This is a genomic window from Streptomyces aureus (assembly GCF_000725495.1).
Taxonomy (GTDB): Bacteria; Actinomycetota; Actinomycetes; order Streptomycetales; family Streptomycetaceae; genus Streptomyces; species Streptomyces aureus_B.
Genome location: NZ_JNZD01000026.1, coordinates 73218 through 95168, shown reverse-complemented (window position 1 = coordinate 95168; position 21951 = coordinate 73218). Strand labels below are relative to the sequence as shown.

The 21951-nt window shown below is 71.5% G+C and carries 21 protein-coding genes; 10 read left to right on the top strand and 11 right to left on the bottom strand.

The annotated features are described in order from the left end of the window. Nucleotides 1–42: 42 nt before the first annotated feature. The 3 genes from IO36_RS28060 to IO36_RS28050 form a co-directional block, all read right to left on the bottom strand. Nucleotides 43–873 (bottom strand): pectate lyase, encoded by an 831-nt coding sequence (locus IO36_RS28060; protein WP_037623827.1) that lies wholly within the window; start codon nt 871–873, stop codon nt 43–45. A 112-nt stretch (nt 874–985) separates the two neighbouring features. Beyond that, on the bottom strand, nt 986–1852 hold the full coding sequence (locus IO36_RS28055; RefSeq protein ID WP_037623826.1) for a hypothetical protein: 867 nt from the start codon (nt 1850–1852) through the stop codon (nt 986–988). Beyond that, nucleotides 1849–2418: a SigE family RNA polymerase sigma factor gene (locus IO36_RS28050; protein ID WP_037623825.1), complete on the bottom strand. Its 570-nt coding sequence runs from the start codon at nt 2416–2418 to the stop codon at nt 1849–1851. Before IO36_RS28050 ends, IO36_RS28055 begins: the two co-directional genes overlap by 4 nt. A 255-nt stretch (nt 2419–2673) precedes the next feature. Between IO36_RS28050 and IO36_RS28045 the strand changes: the two genes are divergently transcribed. Further along, nucleotides 2674–4125, top strand: a complete 1452-nt coding sequence (locus tag IO36_RS28045; RefSeq protein WP_037623824.1) for an NCS2 family permease — start codon at nt 2674–2676, stop codon at nt 4123–4125. A 153-nt stretch (nt 4126–4278) separates the two neighbouring features. On the opposite strand, the gene IO36_RS28040 is transcribed toward IO36_RS28045, so the two are convergent. Then, nucleotides 4279–5730 (bottom strand): peptidoglycan D,D-transpeptidase FtsI family protein, encoded by a 1452-nt coding sequence (locus IO36_RS28040; protein ID WP_037623822.1) that lies wholly within the window; start codon nt 5728–5730, stop codon nt 4279–4281. Between the two features lie 114 nt (nt 5731–5844). Further along, a complete protein-coding gene (locus IO36_RS28035; protein WP_037623820.1) occupies nt 5845–6618 on the bottom strand; it encodes an IclR family transcriptional regulator in 774 nt (257 codons plus the stop codon). Between the two features lie 131 nt (nt 6619–6749). On the opposite strand from IO36_RS28035, the gene IO36_RS28030 reads away from it, so the two are divergent. Beyond that, nucleotides 6750–8279, top strand: coding sequence for an aldehyde dehydrogenase (NADP(+)) (locus tag IO36_RS28030; RefSeq protein WP_078943482.1), 1530 nt, complete (start codon nt 6750–6752; stop codon nt 8277–8279). A 138-nt stretch (nt 8280–8417) separates the two neighbouring features. Beyond that, entirely contained in the window at nt 8418–9026 is a 609-nt protein-coding gene (locus IO36_RS28025) for a DUF1349 domain-containing protein (protein ID WP_037623818.1), read from the top strand. Here IO36_RS28025 and IO36_RS28020 read toward each other — a convergent pair. Then, nucleotides 8986–10368 carry an MFS transporter gene (locus IO36_RS28020; protein ID WP_037623816.1) on the bottom strand — a complete coding sequence of 461 codons (1383 nt, stop codon included), beginning with the start codon at nt 10366–10368 and terminating at the stop codon, nt 8986–8988. The two genes, IO36_RS28025 and IO36_RS28020, sit on opposite strands and share 41 nt — an antisense overlap. Nucleotides 10369–10438: 70 nt before the next feature. On the opposite strand from IO36_RS28020, the gene IO36_RS28015 reads away from it, so the two are divergent. The 4 genes from IO36_RS28015 to IO36_RS28000 all read left to right on the top strand — a co-directional run bounded on the left by IO36_RS28015 (nt 10439) and on the right by IO36_RS28000 (nt 13949). Further along, nucleotides 10439–11434 (top strand): GlxA family transcriptional regulator, encoded by a 996-nt coding sequence (locus tag IO36_RS28015; protein WP_037623814.1) that lies wholly within the window; start codon nt 10439–10441, stop codon nt 11432–11434. After that, the gene (locus IO36_RS28010; protein WP_209441280.1) at nt 11431–11982 is read left to right on the top strand and encodes a GNAT family N-acetyltransferase; all 552 of its coding nucleotides are present in this window, start codon (nt 11431–11433) and stop codon (nt 11980–11982) included. The genes IO36_RS28015 and IO36_RS28010 overlap by 4 nt, the downstream gene beginning before the upstream one ends. Before the next feature lie 78 nt (nt 11983–12060). Continuing rightward, a complete protein-coding gene (locus tag IO36_RS28005; protein WP_037623813.1) occupies nt 12061–12774 on the top strand; it encodes a DsbA family oxidoreductase in 714 nt (237 codons plus the stop codon). A gap of 125 nt (nt 12775–12899) precedes the next feature. Next, entirely contained in the window at nt 12900–13949 is a 1050-nt protein-coding gene (locus IO36_RS28000) for an aminotransferase class V-fold PLP-dependent enzyme (protein ID WP_037623812.1), read from the top strand. Between the two features lie 64 nt (nt 13950–14013). Here the strand turns inward: IO36_RS28000 and thpD are convergent, their stop codons facing one another. The 5 genes from thpD to IO36_RS27975 form a co-directional block, all read right to left on the bottom strand. Next, on the bottom strand, nt 14014–14901 hold the full coding sequence (gene thpD, locus IO36_RS27995) for an ectoine hydroxylase (protein WP_037623811.1): 888 nt from the start codon (nt 14899–14901) through the stop codon (nt 14014–14016). A 7-nt stretch (nt 14902–14908) separates the two neighbouring features. Further along, a complete protein-coding gene (locus IO36_RS27990; protein ID WP_037623810.1) occupies nt 14909–15313 on the bottom strand; it encodes an ectoine synthase in 405 nt (134 codons plus the stop codon). Between the two features lie 146 nt (nt 15314–15459). Continuing rightward, nucleotides 15460–16731, bottom strand: a complete 1272-nt coding sequence (gene ectB / locus IO36_RS27985) for a diaminobutyrate--2-oxoglutarate transaminase (protein ID WP_037623809.1) — start codon at nt 16729–16731, stop codon at nt 15460–15462. A gap of 79 nt (nt 16732–16810) precedes the next feature. Beyond that, nucleotides 16811–17350: a diaminobutyrate acetyltransferase gene (ectA, locus tag IO36_RS27980; protein WP_078943478.1), complete on the bottom strand. Its 540-nt coding sequence runs from the start codon at nt 17348–17350 to the stop codon at nt 16811–16813. A 763-nt stretch (nt 17351–18113) separates the two neighbouring features. Then, nucleotides 18114–19214, bottom strand: coding sequence for a pyridoxal-phosphate-dependent aminotransferase family protein (locus IO36_RS27975; RefSeq protein WP_037623808.1), 1101 nt, complete (start codon nt 19212–19214; stop codon nt 18114–18116). Nucleotides 19215–19411: 197 nt separating this feature from the next. On the opposite strand from IO36_RS27975, the gene IO36_RS27970 reads away from it, so the two are divergent. Genes IO36_RS27970 through IO36_RS27960 form a run of 3 tightly spaced genes read left to right on the top strand, consistent with a single transcriptional unit; the run spans nt 19412 to nt 21875 of the window. Beyond that, nucleotides 19412–20257 (top strand): transporter substrate-binding domain-containing protein, encoded by an 846-nt coding sequence (locus IO36_RS27970; protein ID WP_037623807.1) that lies wholly within the window; start codon nt 19412–19414, stop codon nt 20255–20257. Then, nucleotides 20254–21087, top strand: a complete 834-nt coding sequence (locus IO36_RS27965) for an amino acid ABC transporter permease (protein WP_037623852.1) — start codon at nt 20254–20256, stop codon at nt 21085–21087. The genes IO36_RS27970 and IO36_RS27965 overlap by 4 nt, the downstream gene beginning before the upstream one ends. Next, entirely contained in the window at nt 21084–21875 is a 792-nt protein-coding gene (locus IO36_RS27960) for an amino acid ABC transporter ATP-binding protein (protein ID WP_037623806.1), read from the top strand. Before IO36_RS27965 ends, IO36_RS27960 begins: the two co-directional genes overlap by 4 nt. Nucleotides 21876–21951 lie beyond the last annotated feature (76 nt).

Below are 21951 nucleotides of genomic sequence, written 5' to 3'. Positions count from 1 at the left end.
GCGGACCGGAGGTTGTCTCCCGGGGGCGGACGAATTCCGGACTCAGTCGTACGTGACGTCCGACGCCGTGAACCTGCACGTGGTGCCGTCCGGGCCGGTGCCCAGCTCCGTCGGCTCCTTGCCCGTGCTGTTGCCCTGGAACCGGACGCACGTCTTGATCTTCTTCTTGGTGTCGCCGTGGATGCGGATGTTCCGCAGCGAGGCTGTGTCGCCGAAGTTGGAGTTGACCCCCACGATCGCCTTGCCCGGAGCGGTGACGTCCACGTCGTCGATGATCACGGTCCGCTTGAACTGCTTCTTGCAGTTGCCGCAGCTGCGCACCAGCTTGCCGAAGTCCTCCACGTGGAACTTGCCGACCACCAGCTTGCCCGCGCCGTTGAACTGGAGGACCTTGTCGTCCGCGCCCCTGGCGCCGCCGCCGTAGACCTTGTAGACGGCCGAGGGCGACGTGCCCTTGAAGGTGGCCGCGTCCTCGCCGACGTCCAGCCACCACACGTTCTGCAGGGTGCAGCTGCCCAGGCAGTGGACGCCGTCGGCGGCGGGGGCGCCGATGATGACGTTCTTCAGCACCGCGCCGTCCGCGAGTTCGAAGATCGGCCCCTGGTCCTCGTCCTGGCCGCTCGTCCCGAGCGCGCCGCTGCCGAAGAACTTCGTCAGCTTGCCGTCGAAGGTGCCCGACACCGGGATGGTGGAGCTCACCGCCTTGCTGCCCTTCGCCGTGGGCCAGGCCGTCGCCGCCCCGGCCGAGCCCAGCGTCGCGGTCGTGGCGATCGCCGCGCCGGTGAGGGCGAGGGCGGACAGGGCGCCGATCGCGGCACGCCGTCCGCCGATGCGGCGGCGGTGGCGGACGCGCTGTTCAACTCGTGCAGTCATGAACCGGGTTCCTTGCGTGGTGGGGAGATCGTGCGTCTCCTGGTCGCCACCACCGGGGAAAGGGTTGCCGCCCCTGTGGATCTTTCTCTCCCCGGTGCGCGTCCGTCCCGTGCTAGGAACCCTTACCGGCTGCTCCCTGGGCCGCGAAGTCACCGCTCACGGCGGCCTGTTCGCCGCTCTTCGCGGTCGCCGTCACCGTGTAGCCGTCGTCCTTCGCGTCCCGGCCGCCGCGCGCATGGTCGTACTGGCCGGCGAAGACCCACTCGCCCGGCCAGACCGTGCGCCCGGGTTCGAGCGCCCAGGTGTAGACGAGGAAGCCGTCCCGTTCGTCGACCGTCGTCGTGAAGTCGGCCTCGGGCAGCGAACGCCAGGCTCCCGTGTCCCGCACCCCTTCGGTGCGCCGGACCTTCAACGTGACGGTGAGCGAGGTGAGTTGTTCCGAGGTCTTGAGGGTGACGTCGCTCTGGGCCCAGAACTCGTTGCCGTGCGGGTCGACCGAGCCGTCCGACCAGAGCGGACCGTCCGCGGTGTGTCCGGCGGGCGTCCGGGACGCGGTGGGGGTCGCGCTCGCCGCGGGCGTGCCCGAACGGGACGGACGCGGCCGGTCCGGCCCGCTCGGTGATCCCGAACGAGAGCCGTGGGAGGGGGAGTTCGACGCCGGGGTGGTCGGTTCCGGGGAGACGTCCGGGACCGGGGGGACCGCCACGGGCCGCCCCGCCGGGGCCTCCTCCCGTACCGCGGAGGCCACCGCGTAGCCCCCGACCGCCAGGATGCCCGCGACCGCCGCCGTCGCGCCGAGGACACGGACCCAGCCGAGCAGCGGCGGACGGGCCGCGCGCCGCGCGGGCCGCCGCTCACCTGGGCCCGCCATCCCGCGCTCCACCCGGGCCAGGATGCGCGCGCGGTCCGGCTCGTGGGCCCCGGCCTCCTCGCGCAGCCGGGCCCGCAGCTCGTCGTGCACCTCGCGCGGCTCCCTCATCGGTCTCGTCCTCCGGCGGCCCCGCCCGCGGGAAACGCCCCCGCGTGCATCCGTACCGACGCCTCGTCGGTGCCGAGCAGCCGCTTCAGTTCCGCCATGCCCTTGGACGTCTGGCTCTTCACCGTACCCACGGAGATCCCGAGGGCGAGCGCGGTGTCCTTCTCCGACAGGTCGAAGGCGTGCCGCAGCACGACACAGGCGCGCTTGCGGAACGGCAGCCGGCGCAGCGCCTCCTGGACGTCGACCGTGCCCGCCACGTCGGGATTCTCGGTCCTGTCCTCGCGCTGCGACCAGAAGAGGGTGATCCGCCGGCGCTCGCGCACCGCCGCGCGGATCCGGGTGCGGGCGAGGTTGGCGACCACCCCGCGCGCGTACGCCGCCGGATGCTCCGCGGACCGCACCCGGTCCCAGCGGTGCCACAGCGCCAGCAGCGCGTCGGCGGCCAGATCATCGGCGGCGTCCGGCTCGCCCGTCAACAGACGGGCGAAACGCGCCAGTTCGGCATGGTGGCGTTCGAAGAAGGCGTGGAACTCCACGGAGGCGGCGTCGTCGACGACCGTGCCCACGGGCTACCTCCCCTCGCGTCGGCCGGGCGCACCGGTGCGGGTGCGGTGAGTGCGGCCCCGTGATTCCGGTGGGCGCACGGGAGTTGGGGCGGGGCGGGAGGCGTGAGCGTATCAGCCGGCCGTACGGGGCCTCGAACGGCGTATGGCGGGCCGAACCCTATTCCGTAACACAAGGAAAACCTGAAAGTGCCGGAAGAGGGGAACAATCCAGCCAGCATCCGCACACCGCGCACGCAGGCAACGAGGAGAATCGCCATGTCCGAAGCTCAAAAGGTCGACAACCGGCCAAGTGCCGCGCCACCGGCGGCAGGCGGGGTCGACGGGTTCTTCAAGATATCCGCCAGAGGCTCCACCATGGGCCGGGAGATACGCGGCGGATTCGCCACCTTCTTCACCATGGCGTACATCCTCGTCCTGAACCCCATCATCCTCGGCAGCGCCAAGGACAAGTTCGGGCACACGCTCGACACCGGCCAACTGGTCACCGCCACCGCGCTGGTGGCGTGCGTGATGACCGTCGCCATGGGCATCGGCGGCAACCTTCCGCTCGCCATCGCCGCGGGCCTCGGCCTCAACGCCGTCGTGGCCTTCCAGTTGGCCCCGCTGATGAGCTGGGACGAGGCGATGGGCCTCGTCGTCATCGAGGGTCTCCTGATCTGCGTCCTGGTGCTCACCGGCCTCCGGGAAGCGATCATGAACGCGATCCCGCAGCAGCTGAAGCAGGCCATCGGCGTCGGCATCGGCCTGTTCATCGCGTTCATCGGCTTCGTGGACGCCGGGTTCGTGAGCCGCATCCCGGACATCGCCCACACCACCGTGCCCGTGCAGCTCGGCGCCGTGGGCCGGCTCACCGGCTGGCCCGTCCTCGTGTTCTGTCTCGGCGTCCTGCTGACCATCGCGCTGCTCGCCCGCAAGGTGAAGGGCGCGATCCTCATCAGCATCGTGACGATGACCGTCGTCGCGATCGTCATCGACGCCGTCGCCGACATCAAGAGCTGGGGCCTGACCACCCCGAAGGTCCCGGACAAGATCGTCGCGACCCCGGACTTCGGACTCATCGGCCACGTCGACCTGTTCGGCGGCTTCGCCGAGGCCGGGGTGCTCACCGCGGTCCTGCTGGTCTTCACCCTGGTCCTGTCGGACTTCTTCGACGCCATGGGCACCATCGTGGGCATCAGCGCGGAGGCCGGACTGCTCGACGAGGAGGGGCAGGTCCCGGGCATCGGCCGGGTGCTGTTCATCGACGGTGCCGCCGCCGTCGCGGGCGGTCTGGGCTCCGCCTCCTCCAACACCGCCTACATCGAGTCCGCGGCCGGTGTAGGCGAGGGTGCCCGCACCGGCTTCGCCAACCTGGTCACCGGCGGACTCTTCGGTCTCGCGCTCTTCCTCACCCCGCTGCTGACGATCGTCCCGCTCCAGGCCGCGGCGCCCGCGCTCATCGCGGTCGGGTTCCTGATGATGACCCACGTCAAGCACATCGACTGGGACAAGTACGAGATCGCTATCCCGGCGTTCCTGACGATCGCCGCGATGCCGTTCACGTACTCCATCACCGACGGCATCGGCGCCGGCTTCATCTCCTACGTCCTCATCAAGGCGGTGCTGGGCAAGGCGAAGGAGGTCAACTGGCTGCTGTGGGCGGTCTCGGCCCTGTTCCTCGTGTACTTCGCCATCGACCCGCTGGAGCAGCTGCTCGGCGTGAAGTGACGTGAAGCGGCGTCAAGTGAAGTGACATGACATGACGTGACGTGAGGCGGCCGGTCCGTGAGGCGCCGGTCCGCGCACCGGGTCCCGCACGCGACGAGGCGGCCCCGCACCCCATCGGGTGCGGGGCCGCCTGTCGTTCGGGGTGGCCGGGCCTCAGTCCTTCAGGGCCGCGCGCATCATCGCCTTGGCCACCGGAGCCGCCAGTCCGTTGCCGCTGACCTCCGAGCGGGCCGCGTCCGACTGCTCGACCATGACCGCGACGGCCACCTCCTTGCCGTTCGAGTCGGACTTCGCGAACGAGGTGAACCAGGCGTACGGCGTCTTGCTGTTCTTCTCGCCGTGCTGGGCCGTGCCGGTCTTGCCGCCCACGGTCGCGCCGGGGATCAGGGCGTTGGTGCCGGTGCCGTCCTCGACGACCGTCTGCATCGCGGACCGGAGCTGCCGCGCGGTCTCCGAGCTGACGATCCGCTCGGTCCCGGCGCTGTCGTCGTAGTCCTTGAGGACGTCGCCGTCGGCGTCGCTGGTCTGCGACACCATGTGCGGCGAGACCAGCTTGCCGTCGTTGGCAAGGGCCGCGGACACCATGGCCATCTGGAGCGGGGTCGCGGTCACGTCGTACTGGCCGATGCCGGTCAGCGCCGTGGACGACTTGTCCATGCCCGAGGGATACACACTGGTGAAGGCCCGCACCGGCACGTCCTGCTTCGTGTCGTTGAAGCCGAACTTCTCCGCCATGGCCCTGACCTTGTCCTGGCCGAGGTCGACCGCCATCTTGCCGAAGACGTTGTTGCAGGAGTACTGGAGCGCGACCCGGATCGAGGCGTTCTTGCAGGGCGCGGACGCGTTCTCGTTCCTCAGCTTCGTCGTCGTGCCCGGCAGCAGGTACGGGTCGGGGCTGTCCGTCTTCGCGTCCGCGTCGGCGTAGAGCCCGTCCTCCAGGGCGGCGGCGGCCACGACCAGCTTGAACGTCGAGCCCGGCGGCAGCGGCTGCCGCAGCGCGCGGTTGACCAGCGGCTTGTCGGAGTCGGTGGTCAGCTTCTTCCAGACGCTGTTGTTGCCGGCGCTGATCGACGTCGGGTCGTACGACGGCGTCGAGACGACCGCGAGGATCTTGCCGGTCTTCGGGTCGATCGCGACGGCGGCGCCCTTGTTGCTCCCGAGCGCGTTGTAGGCGGCCTTCTGCACGGCCGGGTCGATGGTCGTGACCACGTCACCGGGGGAGGCGCGCTTGTTCGTCAGCGTGTCCAGCGGGTTCTTCAGCTGGATGTCCGAGCCGTCGAGCAGCTTCTGGTAGATGCCCTCGAGCTGCGTCGCCCCGTAGACCTGGGAGCTGTAGCCGGTGACCGCCGCGTACAGGCTGCCGTCCTTGTACGTCCGCTTGTACTTGAGGTCGCTCCCTGTCGTCTGCGCGGAACCGGTGATCGCCTCGCCGGCCACGATGATGTTCCCGAGCGGGTTCGCGTACAGCGCGATCGCGTTCCGCCGGTTGTCCTTGTCGTCCGCGAGTGCCTGACCGTCGTAGAACTGCACCCAGGTCGCCCTGATGAGCAGGGAGAGCACCAGCAGCAGCGTGAAGACGGCGGCACGCCTGATCGTCTTGTTCATTCCGACCAAAAGGACGAGCGATCAGGGGCGAATCGTTCCCGTCCGGCCGGATTTCTCATCCGTTCCTCATGGGGCGGCCCTTTCCTCCGAGGCCACCGGGCGGGCCGCCGGGGGTCAGAGCCTGCGTGTGGCCAGGGTGAGCCGGTCCCGGGCGTCGAACAGGGCGTCCTTGACCATCTGCTCGTGCGCGGGGGTGAGCCGGGCCACCGGGACCGAGCAGCTGATCGCGTCCCGGGCCGGCGTGCGGTACGGGATCGCCACGCCGAAGCAGCGCAGTCCGAGCGTGTTCTCCTCGCGGTCCACCGCGAAGCCCTGCTCCCGCACCTGGTGCAGCTCCTCGATGAGCTTCTCCCGGTCGGTGATCGTGTGCTCGGTGAGCGCGGGCAGCGCCTCCGGCAGCATCTTGCGGACCTGCTCGTCGCTGTACGTGGCCAGCAGCGCCTTGCCGAGCGAGGTGGAGTGGGCGGGGAGCCGGCGGCCGACGCGGGTGAAGGGGCGCAGATAGTGCTGCGACTGCCGGGTGGCCAGATAGACGACGTTCGTGCCGTCCAGGCGCGCGAGGTGGATCGTCTCGGTCGTGTCGTCGGAGAGGCGGTCGAGGGTGGGACGGGCCGCGGCGACCACCTCGTCGCCGTCGATGTACGAGGTGCCGACGAGCAGGGCGCGCACGCCGATGCCGTACCGCGTGCCCGTCGCGTCCGTCTCGACCCAGCCGAGTTCCACGAGCGTGCGCAGCAGCATGTACAGGCTGGACTTGGGATATCCGACGGCCTCCTGGACCGCGGCGAGGGAATGCATACCGGGCCGGCCGGCGAAGTACTCCAGCAGTTCAACGGTCCGCACCGCGGACTTGACCTGCGCCCCGCCGCCTGTCTCGCCTGCCGACATCGCCCTTGACCCCTTCGTTGGACGGGAAATAGTCTCCGACAGGAGATTCACCATCAGAGACAGCGTTCAGCATATCGAACACCCCTGGTGAGTGACACAAGAACGTGGCATCACATGTGAAGGGACCCGCGGTGGCAGCAGCACCAGTCTGGAGTGTCGACCCCCGTACCGGGAAGCAGCGGGAACAGGTTGCGGTGGAGGCCACGGGCCAGGAGGTGGACGAGGCCGTCCGCGCCGCGCACGCCGCGCGTCCCGCGCTCGCCGACCGCGCCGTCCGCGCCGCGTTCCTGCGCACCGCCGCCGACCTTCTGGAAGGCGCCAAGGACCTGCTGGTCGAGGCCGCCGACGCGGAGACCGCGCTCGGCCCGGTCCGGCTCACCGGAGAGCTCGCCCGCACCTGCTACCAGCTGCGCGCGTTCGCCGGGATCGTCGACGAGGGCGCCTTCCTCGACGTGGTGATCAACCACCCCGACGCCACCGCGACCCCGCCGATCCCGGACCTGCGCCGCTACAAGGTGCCGCTGGGCGTCGTGGCCGTGTACTCGGCCTCGAACTTCCCCTTCGCCTTCTCGGTGGCCGGCGGCGACACGGCGAGCGCGCTGGCCGCGGGCTGCCCGGTCGTCGTCAAGGCCCACCCCGACCACCCGGCGCTCTCCGAGCTGGTCGCGGCCGTGCTGCGCCGCGCGGCGGCCCGGCACGAGATCCCCGAGGGCGTCGTCGGTCTCGTGCACGGCTTCGAGGCCGGTGTCGAGTTGGTCCGGCACCCGCTGGTCACGGCCGCCGGGTTCACCGGCTCCGTCCGCGGCGGGCGCGCGCTGTTCGACGCGGCCGCCGCGCGTGCGGTGCCGATCCCGTTCCACGGCGAGCTGGGCTCCCTGAACCCCGTCGTCGTCACCGAGGCCGCGGCCGCCGAGCGCGCCGAGGAGATCGGCACGGGACTCGCCGGCTCGATGACCCTGGGCGTCGGCCAGTTCTGTGTGAAGCCGGGCCTGGTGCTCGCGCCGGCCGGCGCGGCGGGCGACCGGCTGCTGAAGTCCCTGACCGACGCGGTGAGCGACACCGCCGCCGGCGTCCTGCTCGACCACCGCATGCGCGACAACTTCATCGCCGGGGTGGCCGAGCGCGCCGGGCTCCCGGACGTCCAGTCGCCGGTGACCCCCGGCGCGGCCGGTGAGCACACCGTGAGCCCCGGCTTCCTGACCGTCCCCGCGAGCAGGCTCGCGGCCGAGGGCGAACACGACCTGCTGCTCGAGGAGTGCTTCGGGCCGCTCACGGTCGTGGCGCGCTACGAGGACGAGTCCGAGGCGGGCGCGGTGCTCTCCCGGCTCCCCGGCAACCTCACGGCCACCGTGCAGCTCTCCGCCGAGGAGGCGGCGGGCGAGGGGCGCGGCGCGGAGATCCTCGCCGAACTCACCCCCCTCGCGGGCCGGGTGCTGGTGAACGGCTGGCCGACCGGCGTCGCCGTCGCTCCGGCCCAGCACCACGGCGGGCCGTACCCCGCGACGACCTCGACGTCCACCTCGGTCGGCGGCACCGCCATCGAGCGGTGGATGCGTCCGGTGGCCTACCAGGGCGTCCCCGAGGCCCTGCTCCCGCTCGAACTCCGCGACGACAACCCGCTGGGACTCCCGCGCCGGTACGACGGCAACCTGGAGCGCTAGCACCCGGCGGGCGGACCGGTGCGGTGCGCCTGGCGGCTGGCGGGCCGTGCGGAGGCGGGCACGTCCCGTTCCGCACCGGTCCGCCCGGCGTGGCCGAGTGCCCCGGTGGGCCCGGTGGGGACCTGAGAGACTCGGGGCATGGACGTCACGCTCCCCGAACTCCCCTTCTCCTTCCGCACGTACGGCCCCGACGGGAACTGGTCGTACGAGGACGGCGTGCTCACCGGCTGGGCCGGGCCCCGGCAGGACCGCTTCGTGCCGCCCACCGGCGAGGGGCTCGACCCGGCCTCCGACGCACCGCGGCTGCTGGGCTCGCCGGAGGGCGACTTCCAGCTGATCGCCCGCGTGACCGTCGGCTTCGGGGCGGCCTTCGACGCGGGCGTGCTCTACGTCCATGTGGCGGAGCGGGCCTGGGCGAAGCTGTGCCTGGAGTACTCCCCGGACGTGCCGACCGTCTGCACGGTGGTCACCCGGGAACACTCCGACGACGCCAACTCCTTCACCGTGGAAGGCAGTTCCGTCTGGCTGCGGGTGAGCCGCACGGGCCGTGCCTTCGCCTTCCACGCCTCCCGCGACGGCGAGCGGTGGACCTTCGTGCGGCTGTTCACGCTGGGCGGGGAGAAGGAGACGGGCGCGGCGCTGGTCGGGTTCATGACCCAGTCGCCGATGGGCGAGGGCTGCGTGGTCACCTACGACCACATCGAATTCAGGCCCGCCTGGCCGAGCGACCTGAGAGACGGACACTGAGGGCGGACGTCACCGTGAGCAGGGCCGCCGCGGCGGCCAGGCTCAGCCGCATCCCGGCCTCGAACCCGCCCGCGACCAGCGCCCCGAACACCGCGATCCCGAGGCCCCCGGACACCTGCCGGGCGGAGTTGAGCACCCCGGCCGCCAGCCCCGCCCGTTCGGCGGGCACGGCGTCCATCATCGCGGCGGTGAGCGGCGGCACCGTCAGCGCGCACCCCAGCGCCAGCGGGACCAGCAGCAGCGCGACCAGCGCCGGGGGAGTGCGGGCGTCGACGCACAGGAGCCCGAGCAGCCCGGCGACGGCCACCGGCTGCCCCACCAGCATCGGCAGCCGCGGCCCGTGGCGTTCGGTGAGCTTGCCCGCCACCACGTTCGTCACCGCGATCAGACCCGTCATCGGGAGGAACAGCAGCCCGGCGCCCAGCGCGGAGCGGTGCTGGACCTCCTGGAAGAAGAGCGAGAAGACGAACACCACGCTGTAGAAGGCCACGCTGACGGCCGAGCCGACGGCGACCGCCGTGGCCACCGTCCGGTCGCGGAACAGACCGAGCGGCACCACCGGATGCGGCTGCCGCTTCTCGATCCACAGGAACGCGGCCACCGCGACGACGGCCACCACGGCCGCGGCACCGCCCGCCGCCCCGCCCTCGATCACCGCGAACGTCAGCGCCGCGAGGGCCACCACAGCCGCCAGCTGGCCGGGCAGATCCAGCGGGGCCGGCCGGGGCCGGGAGCGCGGGGCCCGCACGAGCAGCACGAGGATCGCCGCGCCCACCGGCAGATTGACGAAGAAGACACCGCGCCAGCCCCAGGCCGTGGTCAGCGCGCCGCCCGCCACGGGACCGAGCGCCACGGCCAGCGAACCGCCCGCCGCCCAGGCCGCCACAGCCCGGGCCCGCCGCGCCGGCTCGGGGTACGCCTGGCGCACCAGCGCCAGCGAGGCCGGGAGCACGACCGCCGCCGCCACGCCCTGCGCCACCCGGGCGCCGATCAGCGCCGGCAGGTCCGGAGCCAGCCCGCAGGCCGCCGAGGCGAGCGTGAACAGCGCGGTCCCCAGCGCGTACGCCCGGCTCGCCCCGGCCCGGTCCGAGAAGGCCCCGGTGGACAGCATCAGCGCGGCGAAGGCCAGGGTGTAGGCGTCCACCACCCACTGCAGGCCCGACATCCCGGCGCCGAACGCGGAGCCGATCGCGGGCAGGGCCACGTTCACCACCGACGCGTCGAGACAGGTCAGCGCGAAGCCGAGCAGGGCGGCGGCGAGGGTGAGCGCGGGCTTCCCGGGCTCCAAGTCCCGCCGTCCGAGGCCGGGTTCAGGAGCTCTGGAGATCTGGTTCGTCGGCATGTCCCCATGCTGGTGACAGCCGGCTCCGTACAGTAGTGGCCTGAATGCCATACGTCCGGAGGTTCTGGCCATGCCCGACCGTCCCGCCCCGCACCGCGTCGCCGTCATCGCCCCGTCCCCGGTCGCGCTGTTCAACCTCGCGATGCCGGAGATGCTGTTCGGCAAGGTCGAGGTGGACGGCCGGCCCGGCTACGAGGTGGTCGTCTGCACGGCCGAACCGGGACCCCTGCCCACGACCGGCGGACTGGACCTGTACGTCCCCCACGGTCTGGAGGCCGTACGGGAGGCGGACACGGTGGTCGTCGCCGGCACCGGTGCGCCGTTCGAGCCGGACCCGCGGATCGTGGCGGCCGTCCGCGAGGCGGCCGCCGCCGGCAAGCGCGTGGCGTCCATCTGCACCGGCGCCTTCCAGCTCGCCGAGGCGGGCCTGCTCCAGGGCCGCCGGGCCACCACGTACTGGGCCCACGCCGACGAGATGCGCAGGCGTTACCCGCAGGTCGACCTGCGCGGGGACGTGCTCTACGTCCAGGACGGGCCGTTCCTCACCTCCTCCGGCTACGCCGCCGGCATCGACCTGTGCCTGCACGTCATCCGCACCGACTACGGCGCCGCCGTCGCCAACGAGGTCGCCCGCGGCGCCCTGGTCGCCCCCGTGCGGCCCGGCGGCCAGACCCAGTTCACCCACACCCCGCTGCCCCCGGAGCGCGGCGACGCCTGTGCCGACACCCGGGGCTGGGCCATGCGCCACCTCGACAGGCCGCTCACCCTCGCCGACCTGGCCCGGCACGCGGGCGTCAGCGTGCGCACCCTCACCCGCCGGTTCCACGCCGAGAGCGGGGTCAGCCCGTTGCAGTGGCTGCTCCACCAGCGCGTCGAACGGGCCAGGGAACTCCTGGAGACCACGACCCTGCCGATGGACCGGGTGGCCGCCGCCTGCGGACTCGGCACCGCCGACTCGCTGCGCGTCCACGTGGTGCGCAGGACCGGGCTCACCCCGAGCGCCTACCGGGCCCAGTTCGGCCGGCACGGAACCGCGACCGGAACGGTGACGTCCTCCGTTGCATGATCAGTGAACGTGTGACCGGCGCGCTGGTGATCCGCACCGCCCTGCCCGCCGAGGCCGAGACCATCGCCGATCTGCACTTCCGGGCCCGTTCGACGTACTACCCGGACGGCGTCCCGGCGGGCGACGCCGACTGGACCGAGGCGTGGCGCGGCTCCATCGCCCGCCCCGACGGACACGTGCTGTGCGCCGTCGCCCAGGGCCGGATCGTCGGCATCGCCTCGTTCCGCACCGACGAGGGAATGAGCGCCGACACGGTCAAGCTGTTCCAGTTCCACGTCGACCCCGACCGCTGGCGCGCGGGCATCGGCGGGGCCCTGCACGCGGCCTGCGTGGAGGAGTGGCAGGCGGACGGGAAGCGCACGGCGACGCTGGACGTGCACACCGACAACCTGCGCGCGCAGGCCTTCTACGCCCGCCAGGGCTGGGTCCCCGACCCGGACAACCCGCCCGAGGAGGGCGACCACCACCTCTACCTGCGGTACGCCGTGGCCCGGCGCGCGGACGGGAACGGCGGCGCGCAGGAGCGTCCGGGCACGCCCCGGGAATGACCCGAGCCGCTTGAATGTTCACCTAACGACGTCCCCGGAGGGTGTCCCGTATCCGCACGACCTGGAGAGAGCCGAAGAATGCGCGTCGAGATCTGGTCCGACATAGCCTGCCCCTGGTGCTACGTCGGGGAGGCCCGTTTCGAGAAGGCGCTCGACGCCTTCCCGCACCGTGACGAGGTCGAGGTCGTGCACCGCTCCTTCGAGCTGGACCCCGGCCGCGCCAAGGGCGACGTCCAGCCCGTGATCACGATGCTCACCAAGAAGTACGGGATGAGCGCGGCGCAGGCCCAGGCGGGCGAGGAGAACCTCGGCACCCAGGCCGCCGCGGAGGGCCTCGCCTACCGCACCCGGGACCGCGACCACGGCAACACCTTCGACATGCACCGGCTGCTGCACCTGGCCAAGGCGCGCGGCCTCCAGGACGAGCTGATCGGCCTCTTCTACAAGGCGAACTTCGCCGAGGAGGAGACCGTCTTCGGCGACGACGAGCGGCTCGTGGAGCTCGCCGCCGCCGCCGGGCTCGACGCCGAGGAGGCCCGCGCGGTGCTGGCCGACCCGGCCGCCTACGCCGACGACGTCCGCGCCGACGAGCGCGAGGCCGCCGAGCTGGGCGCCAACGGCGTCCCCTTCTTCGTCCTGGACCGCACCTACGGCGTCTCCGGAGCGCAGCCCGCCGAGGTCTTCGCCCAGGCGCTGGCCCAGGCATGGGGCGCGCGTCCCCAGCTCACGCTGGTCCAGGACGGGAACGCCGAGGCCTGTGGTCCGGACGGCTGCGCCGTCCCCCAGGGCTGAGCGGCGCCGGAACAGGGCCCCGGCGCGGGAAACCGCAGGTCGGGGCCCATGCATAAGCATCGCTTGGGGAAACCCGGTAAAGCCTCGCGATGGACTTGGGCACCGTCCGGGCCCACAGTGGTCCCATGGAGACCTTCGAGACTCTCGTCCGTGCCGAGTTCGCCCCGAAGAACACCTATCTGAACACCGCGAGCACCGGCCTGCTGCCGGCCCGCACCGTGACCGCCATGCGTCTCGCCGTGGAGTCGGTGGCCGCCGGGCAGCCCTCCGACATGTTCGCGGACGTCGAGGCGGCCCGCTCGTCGTTCGCCCGCCTCGTCGGGGTGCCCGACCGCCGGGTGGCGACCGGGGGCTCGGTCGCCGTGTTCAGCGGGCTGATCGCCGCCTCGCTGCCGTCGGGCGCCGAAGTCCTCACCGCCGAGGCGGACTTCAGCTCGGTCGTGAACCCCTTCCACGTCCGTGGCGACCTCAAGGTCCGCGCCGTACCGCTGGAGCGGATCGCCGAGTCCGTGCGTCCGGGCACCGCGCTCGTCGCGGTGAGCGCCGCCCAGTCCGCCGACGGCCGGATCGCCTGCCTGGAGGCGATCGGGGAGGCCGCGCGGGAGCACGGGGCCCGTACGTACGTCGACGTGTCCCAGGCCGCCGGCTGGCTGCCCGTGCGCGCGGACGCCTTCGACTTCGTCGCCACCGTCGCCTTCAAGTGGCTCGTCTGCCCGCGCGGGGTGGCCTTCCTGGTGGTCCCGGAGGACCTGGGCGGACTGACACCGGTTTTCGCCGGCTGGGCCGCGGGCGAGTCCCCCTGGGAGAGCTGCTACGGACCCGTCGACCGACTCGCCCGCTCGGCGCGGCGGTTCGACGAGAGCCCCGGTCTGTTCGCCTACGCGGGCGCCCGCCACTCGCTCGAACTCGTGGAGGAACTGGGCGTGGACCGGGTGCACGCCCATGACCTCGCCCTCGCCGCGCGCTTTCGCGACGGGCTGCTCCGGCGAGGCCACGAACCGGTTCCCGCGCCCGGCTCCGCGATCGTCTCCGTGCCCGGACTCGGGGGTCTCCAGGCGGAGTTGAGCCGGGCTGGGGTCGAGGTCTCCGACCGCGCCGGCCGGCTGCGGGCGGCCTTCCACCTCTACAACACCGAGGACGACGTGGACCGGCTGCTCGACGCGGTGCCCGGCTGAGCGCCCGCGGCACCACGGGGTGCCCGCCGTCGGACGGACGGCGGGCACCCCGTGGGACGGGACGTCAGCGGACCGGTGTGAAGTCCCGCGCCCCGATGAACTCCGGCCTGCGCACGGGTGCCGCGAACGGCTCCACCGCGGTGTTCTCCACGCTGTTGAACACGATGAAGACGTTGCTGCGCGGGAACGGGGTGATGTTGTCCCCCGAGCCGTGCATGCAGTTGCAGTCGAACCAGGTCGCCGAACCGGCCCTGCCCGTGAAGAGCCTGATGCCGTGCCGGGTCGCCATCTCCGTGAGCGCCTCGTCCGAGGGTGTCCCGGCGTCCTGCATCTGGAGCGACTTCTTGTAGTTGTCCTTCGGCGTGGCCCCCGCGCACCCGAGGAACGTCCGGTGCGACCCCGGCATGATCATGAGGCCGCCGTTGGTGTCGAGGTTCTCGGTCAGCGCGATCGAGACGGACACGGTCCGCATGTTCGGCAGACCGTCCTCGGCGTGCCAGGTCTCGAAGTCCGAGTGCCAGTAGAAGCCGCTCGCCCCGAAGCCGGGCTTCACGTTGATCCGCGACTGGTGGACGTACACGTCCGAGCCGAGGATCTGCCGGGCCCGGCCGACGACGCGCTCGTCGCGCACCAGGCGGGCGAAGACCTCGCTGATCCGGTGCACCTCGAAGACGGACCGGATCTCCTGCGTTCTCGGCTCGACGACGGAGCGCTCGTCGGCGCGGATCGCCGGATCGGTGACGAGCCGCTCCAGCTCCCGCCGGTACACGGCGACCTCGTCGTCGGCGATGAGCTGTTCGACGGGGAGGAAGCCGTCGCGCTCGTAGGCGTGCAGATCGGGGACCGAGATCGGGCCGGGGCCGTCCGGGGCGCCCCAGACGACCGGGTCCTGGCGGGGCACGGCCACTTCGGTGGCGGCGCGGCTGGGGTACAGATCGGTGAGTGTGGTCATCGGTGTGTCACACCTCCTCGGGTTCGGTGATCAGCGGGTAGACGCCGTTCTCGTCGTGGTCCTCCCGTCCGGTGACGGGCGGGTTGAAGACGCAGACGCACCGGAAGTCGCTCTTGGGGCGCAGGGTGTGGCGCTCGTGGCCGTTGAGCAGGTACATCGTCCCGGGGGCGATCCAGTGCTTCTCGCCGGTCTCCTCGTCGGTGAGCTCGGCCTCGCCCTCCACGCAGAGCACGGCCTCGATGTGGTTCGCGTACCACATCCGGGTCTCCGTGCCCGCGTAGAGGATCGTCTCGTGCAGGGAGAAGCCGACCTTCTCCTTGGCGAGGACGATGCGCTTGCTCTCCCAGGTGCCGGTCGCCGCCTTCACGTGCCGGTCGGTGCCTTCGAGATCCTTGAACGAACGGACTATCACGGTGGTGCGATGCCTCTCTCTCGTGTCTCTCGTGCCTGTCTCGCGTGCTGCTCGCGCCCGGACCGCGTGTGCCCGTGACCGTGTCGGTGCCCGGGTCTGCGGTGCTGTAGGCCCGGGCCCGTTCCTGCGGGCCGTCCGGGTCCTTGTCAGACGGTCTCGGAGACCGCGCGGGTCAACGTGCGCAGTCCCTCGTCGAGTTCGTCGGGGGTGATGGTCAGGGCGGGCAGCAGTTTCACCACCTCGCTCTCCGGTCCGGACGTCTCGACGAGCAGCCCGAGTTCGAAGGCGCGCCGGGCGACCCGGCCCGCGCGGGCCTTGTCCTTGAACTCGAGCCCCCAGACGAGTCCACGGCCCCGGTACTCCTTGACGTCGGCGAGGTTCTCCTCGGTGATGGAGATCAGCGCCTGCTCGATCTGCTCGCCACGCGCCCGGGTCTGCTTCTCCATCGCGGACCCGTCGGTCCAGTAGGCCTCCAGGGCGGCGGCGGCCGTCACGAACGCCGGGTTGTTGCCGCGGAAGGTGCCGTTGTGCTCGCCCGGCTCCCAGACGTCCAGTTCGGGCTTGAACAGGCACAGCGACATCGGCAGCCCGTACCCGCTGATGGACTTGGACACGGTCACGATGTCGGGGACGATCCCCGCCTCCTCGAAGGAGAAGAACGCCCCGGTCCGGCCGCAGCCCATCTGGATGTCGTCGACGATCAGGAGCATGTCGCGGCGCGTGCACAGGTCGGCCAGGGCGCGCAGCCACTCGGGCCGGGCGACGTTGATGCCGCCCTCGCCCTGCACCGTCTCGACGATCACCGCGGCGGGCTGGTTGAGCCCGGACCCCTGGTCCTCCAGGAGCCGTTCGAACCACAGGAAGTCCGGGACCTGGCCGTCGAAGTAGTTGTCGAACGGCATCGGGGTGCCGTGCACCAGCGGGATGCCGGCGCCCGCGCGCTTGAAGGCGTTGCCGGTCACGGCGAGCGAGCCGAGCGACATCCCGTGGAAGGCGTTGGTGAACGACACGATCGCCTCGCGCCCCTTCACCTTCCGCGCCAGTTTCAGCGCCGACTCGACCGCGTTGGTGCCGGTCGGGCCCGGGAACATGACCTTGTACGGCAGGTCGCGCGGCCGCAGCACCAGGTTCTGAAAGGCCTCCAGGAAACCGCGCTTGGCGGTCGTCGACATGTCGAGGCCGTGGGTGACGCCGTCGCGCTCCAGGTAGTCGATCAGGGCCCGTTTCAGCACGGGGTTGTTGTGCCCGTAGTTCAGCGATCCGGCGCCGGCGAAGAAGTCGAGGTACTCGTGTCCGTCCTCGTCGTACATGCGGCTGCCCCGGGCCCGGTCGAAGACGGTGGGCCAGTTGCGGCAGTAGCTGCGCACCTCCGACTCGAGGGTCTCGAAGACGCTGAGGTCGGGCTGGGTGATGGTCAAGACGATTCGCTCCTCGAAGCGTGGGGGGAGGGGAGAAGTAGGGGAGTCGGGGCCGGTCGGTCGGGTCGGCCCGGTCGGCTCAGGCCGTGAACGGGCCGATGCGGTACAGCACTTCAGGGTCGTGCGGTCCGTCGGGGAACTGGCCCGACTCGAACAGCACCTCGCGCTCGACGGCCGCCCCGTGACGCCGTGCGTACGACGTGAAGAGGCGCTCGGAGGCGGTGTTGCCCGGGGTGATGGTGGTCTCGACGGCCGACAGCCCGCGCTCGGCCGCCACCCGCGCGGTCAGTCCGTCGAGCAGGCGCGCGGCCAGTCCGCGGCCGCGGTGGGCGTCGTCGACCGCGACCTGCCACACGAGCAGGGTCCGTGGACGCTCGGGGCGCACGTACGCGGTGACGAAGCCGACGGGCCGTCCGTCGGCGTCGCGCGCCACCGCCGAGGTGCCGGCGAAGTCACGGCACCACAGCAGGTAGCTGTAGGAGGAGTTCAGGTCGAGGGTCCGGGAGTCCTTGGCGATACGCCAGAGGGCGGCCCCGTCGGCCACCTCCGGACGGTCGATCCGAAGGCCCTCCGGCATTTCCAGGAATTCCGCTGACAGGTCTGCATGGGCGACGGTCATGCGGATTGAATTTACCGACGGAAAGTTCGGATTGCATCGTCGGACCGGGTTACGGATGGGGCGTCGGTGTGTTATCACGCGCCCGTGAAGGAGTGGCGGCGACCACAGGTTTATGCGTGCTTTTGCCCGGAAAATACCGCAGAAAAGGGGTGCGTTGTGGAGTGCATCACAGTAGTTGAAGGTGTGAGGGTTCCGCCGGATCGCGCCATTCGGCGTTCGCGAAATCTTTGAGTTTAGGTACCGGTGAAGCGGGCAGGAGAACGCGGGAAGCTATTCCGAATAAATGTCGCGGGTATTCGTTGGAGAATAGGGCGGCGGAATAAAGGTGCGGAGTGGATGCGCGATTCCCGCGCCCTGACGGGCGCGCCGCCCGGACACCCCGACTCCGGCCGGGCGGTCCGGGCGGGGCTGCTCGTCCTCGGTTCGGCGGTCCGGCCGCGGCCGCCCGACTTCGGCGCGGCGGTCCTGCCGAAGACCCCCGTCCCCGGCGCGGCTCCTCGGCCCGCTCCCGGGCGCCCCGGACCCGGCCGGGAGGTCCGGGCGAAGCGGCCCGTCCCCGGCACGGCGGTCCCGTCGTGGCGGTCCTGCCGTGGCCGCTCGTCCCCGTCGTGGCGGTCCTGCCGAAGCCGCCCGTTCCCGGAGCGGATCCCCCGTCCCGGCGCGGGCGCCCCGGTCCGGCTCTCCGGCGGGAGGCTCGGGAGGCTCCAGCCCCGGCGCCGGACGCCCGGTGGAGGCGTGCACGCCTCCACCGGGATGCCCTGGGTCAGCCCCAGGCCAGTGTCACGGCCCGGCGCGCCGCCTCCAGGTCCACCGCGTGGCCGGACTCGGCCAGGGCCGCGCCGAGCCCCGCGAGGCAGGCGTGGACGGCGCCGGGCGTGGCGTCGGGGCCGTAGTGGTTCACGCGGATCATCGACTGCGCGAGGGCGCCGCCGCCCGCCGCGAGCGGCAGCGCGGGGTCGGCGGCCAGCGCCTTGGCGACCACCACGGACGCGTCCACCTCCTCGGGCACCCGCAGCGTGGTGGCCACGGGCGCCGCTTCGGACGCGGAGTCGACGTACGGCGCGAGGCCGCCGCCGAGCGCCACGGCCCCGGCCCGGGTGGCCGCGGCGGCCGCCGCGTGACGCGCCGTCACCGCGTCGAGGCCCTCGCCCTCGATCCGCTCGACGCACGCCTCCAGCGCCAGCATCTCCAGCTGGGCCGGCGCGTGCAGCAGCGTCGTGCGGCCGCCGTCGACCCAGCGCTCCTTCCAGTCCAGCAGGGACAGGTAGGAGCGGCGCGGCGCGCCGGGGTTCGCCGCCATCCGTGCCCACGCCCGCTCGCTCACCGACACCGCCGACACCCCGGCGGGACCGCCCATCGCCTTCTGCGCCCCGATCACGCACAGGTCGACGCCCCAGGCGTCCGGAAGCACCGGCTCGGCGCCGATCGAGGCGACGGCGTCCAGGTAGAAGAGGGCCCCGTGCTCGCGGACGACCTCGCCGATCTCCGCCACCGGGTTGGTGTTCCCGGTCGCGGCCTCGGCGTGCACGAGCGACACGAAGTCGATCGACGGGTGCTCGGCGAAGGCCTCACGGATCTGCGCGGCGGTCACCGCGGTGTGGAACGGCACCGCCAGGTCGATCACGGTCGCCCCGCAGTCCCGCAGCCAGTTCCCGAAGGTCTGGCCGTAGGGACCGGTGATGACGTTCAGCGCGGTGGTGCCGGGACCGGCCGTCCCCCGGATGGCCCCTTCCAGCGGGAGCAGTGCCTCGCCCTGCATGATCACGACGTCCTGCACGGTGCCGAGCAGCCGGGCGACACGGTCCTCGATCGACGCGAAGCGGGCGGCGCTCAGCGGCGCGAGGTCAAGAAGGGGGTGGGTCACGGCGTTGCTCTCTTCACTCGCGGCAGGGTCGACGATCAGAGCGTAACCGCCGACCCCGAGGTACCCGGAGCGGCGAATTCTGAGGCCAGACGGACCAGTGGCCATCGGAATGATTTGAGCAACCCAAACCTTTCCTTATAATCGGAACCCTGTGTTCCCGTCAGACGACCCTCTGCGCCCCCCCACTGGAGGTCTCCGTGTACTCGGTCCCCGGACGCCGGACCCGCATCCTGGCCGCCACCACCGCGACGGCCGGGCTGCTGCTCGTGGCCGGCTGCTCCTCGGACAGCGGAGGCGGCAAGACCACGACCGCGAGCGGGGTCCCGCTCGTCAAGAGCGGTCAGCTCACGACCTGCACCCACCTGCCCTACCCGCCCTTCCAGTCGGAGATCGACGGCAAGGTGCAGGGCTTCGACGTGTCGCTGATCGACCTGGTCGCGAGCGACCTCGGCGTGAAGCAGACGATCGTCGACACGCCCTTCGAGAACTTCAAGACGGGCGCGTTCCTCAACTCCGAGCAGTGCGACCTCGCAGCCGCCGGTATGACCATCACGCCGGAGCGCAAGAAGAACGTCGACTTCTCCGACCCGTACTTCGACGCCACCCAGGCCGTCCTGGTCGACAAGAACAGCGGCGTCACCTCGCTCGCCGACATCAAGGCGAAGGGCGTGAAGCTCGGCGCCCAGGCGCAGACCACCGGTGAGGACTACGCGAAGAAGCAGGGCCTCGACCCCATCTCCTTCGAGTCCTCCGACGCGGTGCTGAACGGACTGCGCACCGGCCAGGTCAAGGCCGTCATCATCGACTACCCGGTCGTCCAGGGCTGGCTGAAGGACAAGGCCAACGCCGACGCGTTCAAGGTGGCCGACAACATCAACACCGGTGAGCAGTACGGCTTCACGGTGAAGAAGGGCAACACCAAGCTGCTCGCGGCCATCAACAAGGCCATCGCGGACGCCAAGGCCGACGGCACGTACAAGAAGCTCTACGAGAAGTGGATCGGCCCGTACGACGCGGCCGCCGCCTCCCCGTCCGCCTCATGACCGATCCCGGCACGCCCCTCCAGCCCCGAAGGACTGGCCTGAGCCGGAGCCGCAAGCGCCAGATCTCGCGCGGTGCGCAGTACGCCGTCTTCGCCGCCGTCGTGATCGCCCTCGCGGTCACGGCGGACTGGGGCCGTCTGAAGAACCAGTTCTTCCAGTGGGACCTGGTCAAGCAGATGTTCCCGGACGTCATCACGCTGGCGCTGAAGAACACCGTCCTCTACACGACGTTCGGCTTCGTCGTCGGTCTCGTGCTGGGCATCGTCCTCGCCCTGATGCGGCTGTCCTCGGTCGGCCCCTACCGCTGGGTCGCCGGCCTCTACATCGAGATCTTCCGGGGGCTGCCGGCCCTGCTGATCTTCATCTTCGTGGGCGTCGCGGTGCCGCTCGCCTTCCCGGGCACGGAGATCCCCGGCGGGACGTACGGCAAGGTCGCCATCGCGCTCGGCACGGTGGGGGCCGCGTACATGGCCGAGACGTTCCGCGCGGGCATCCAGGCCGTGCCCAAGGGGCAGATGGAGGCGGCCCGTTCGCTGGGCTTCTCGCACGCCCGGGCCATGGTCTCGATCGTCGTCCCGCAGGCGTTCCGGATCATCGTCCCGCCGCTCACCAACGAACTCGTGACGCTGTTCAAGGACTCCTCGCTGGTGCTGTTCCTCGGTGTCACGCTGGAGGAACGCGAACTGTCCAAGTACGGCCGCGACCTGGCCAGCGAGACCGCGAACTCCACGCCGATCCTGGTCGCGGGCCTGTGCTATCTGCTCGTCACGATCCCGCTCGGCTTCCTCGCGCGGCGTCTCGAGGACAAGAGGAAGGGGGCCGACAAGTGAGCACACCCGAGATCCGGGTCCAGGACCTCCACAAGTCCTTCGGCGACAACCAGGTGCTGAAGGGCATCGACCTGGAGATCGGCCAGGGCGAGGTCGTCTGCGTGATCGGCCCGTCGGGCTCCGGGAAGTCGACCCTGCTGCGCTGTGTGAACCTCCTGGAGGAGCCCACCGCCGGCCGGGTGTTCGTCGGCGGTACGGAGATCACGGACCCGGACGTCGACATCGACGCCGTACGCCGCCGCATCGGCATGGTCTTCCAGCAGTTCAACCTCTTCCCCCACCTCTCGGTGACCGGGAACCTCACCCTCCCGCAGCGCCGGGTGCTCGGCCGGAGCAAGGACGACGCCGCCCGGATCGCCGCGGAGAACCTCTCCCGGGTGGGCCTCGCGGAGAAGGCCGACGCGTTCCCCGCCTCGCTCTCCGGCGGCCAGCAGCAGCGCGTCGCGATCGCCCGCGCGCTGGCCATGGGCCCCGACGTGATGCTCTTCGACGAGCCGACCTCGGCGCTCGACCCCGAACTCGTCGGCGACGTGCTCGCCGTCATGCGGATGCTCGCCGACGAGGGCATGACGATGATGGTCGTCACCCACGAGATGTCCTTCGCGCGCGAGGTCGCCGACCGGGTCGTCTTCATGGACGGCGGCGTGATCGTCGAGGAGGGCGCCCCGGCCCAGGTGATCGGCAGGCCGGCCCACGCGCGCACCCGGCACTTCCTGTCCCGGCTCCTCGACCCGGCGATGGCGGACGTCGAGGAGGAGACGGCGGACACGGAGGACACGCGGGAGTAGCACCGCCGTACCCGCCGGGGCCGCACCGGTGAAGGGGGAGTGGGGGCGGGCGGACCGCGTCACTAAGGTGCCGTAC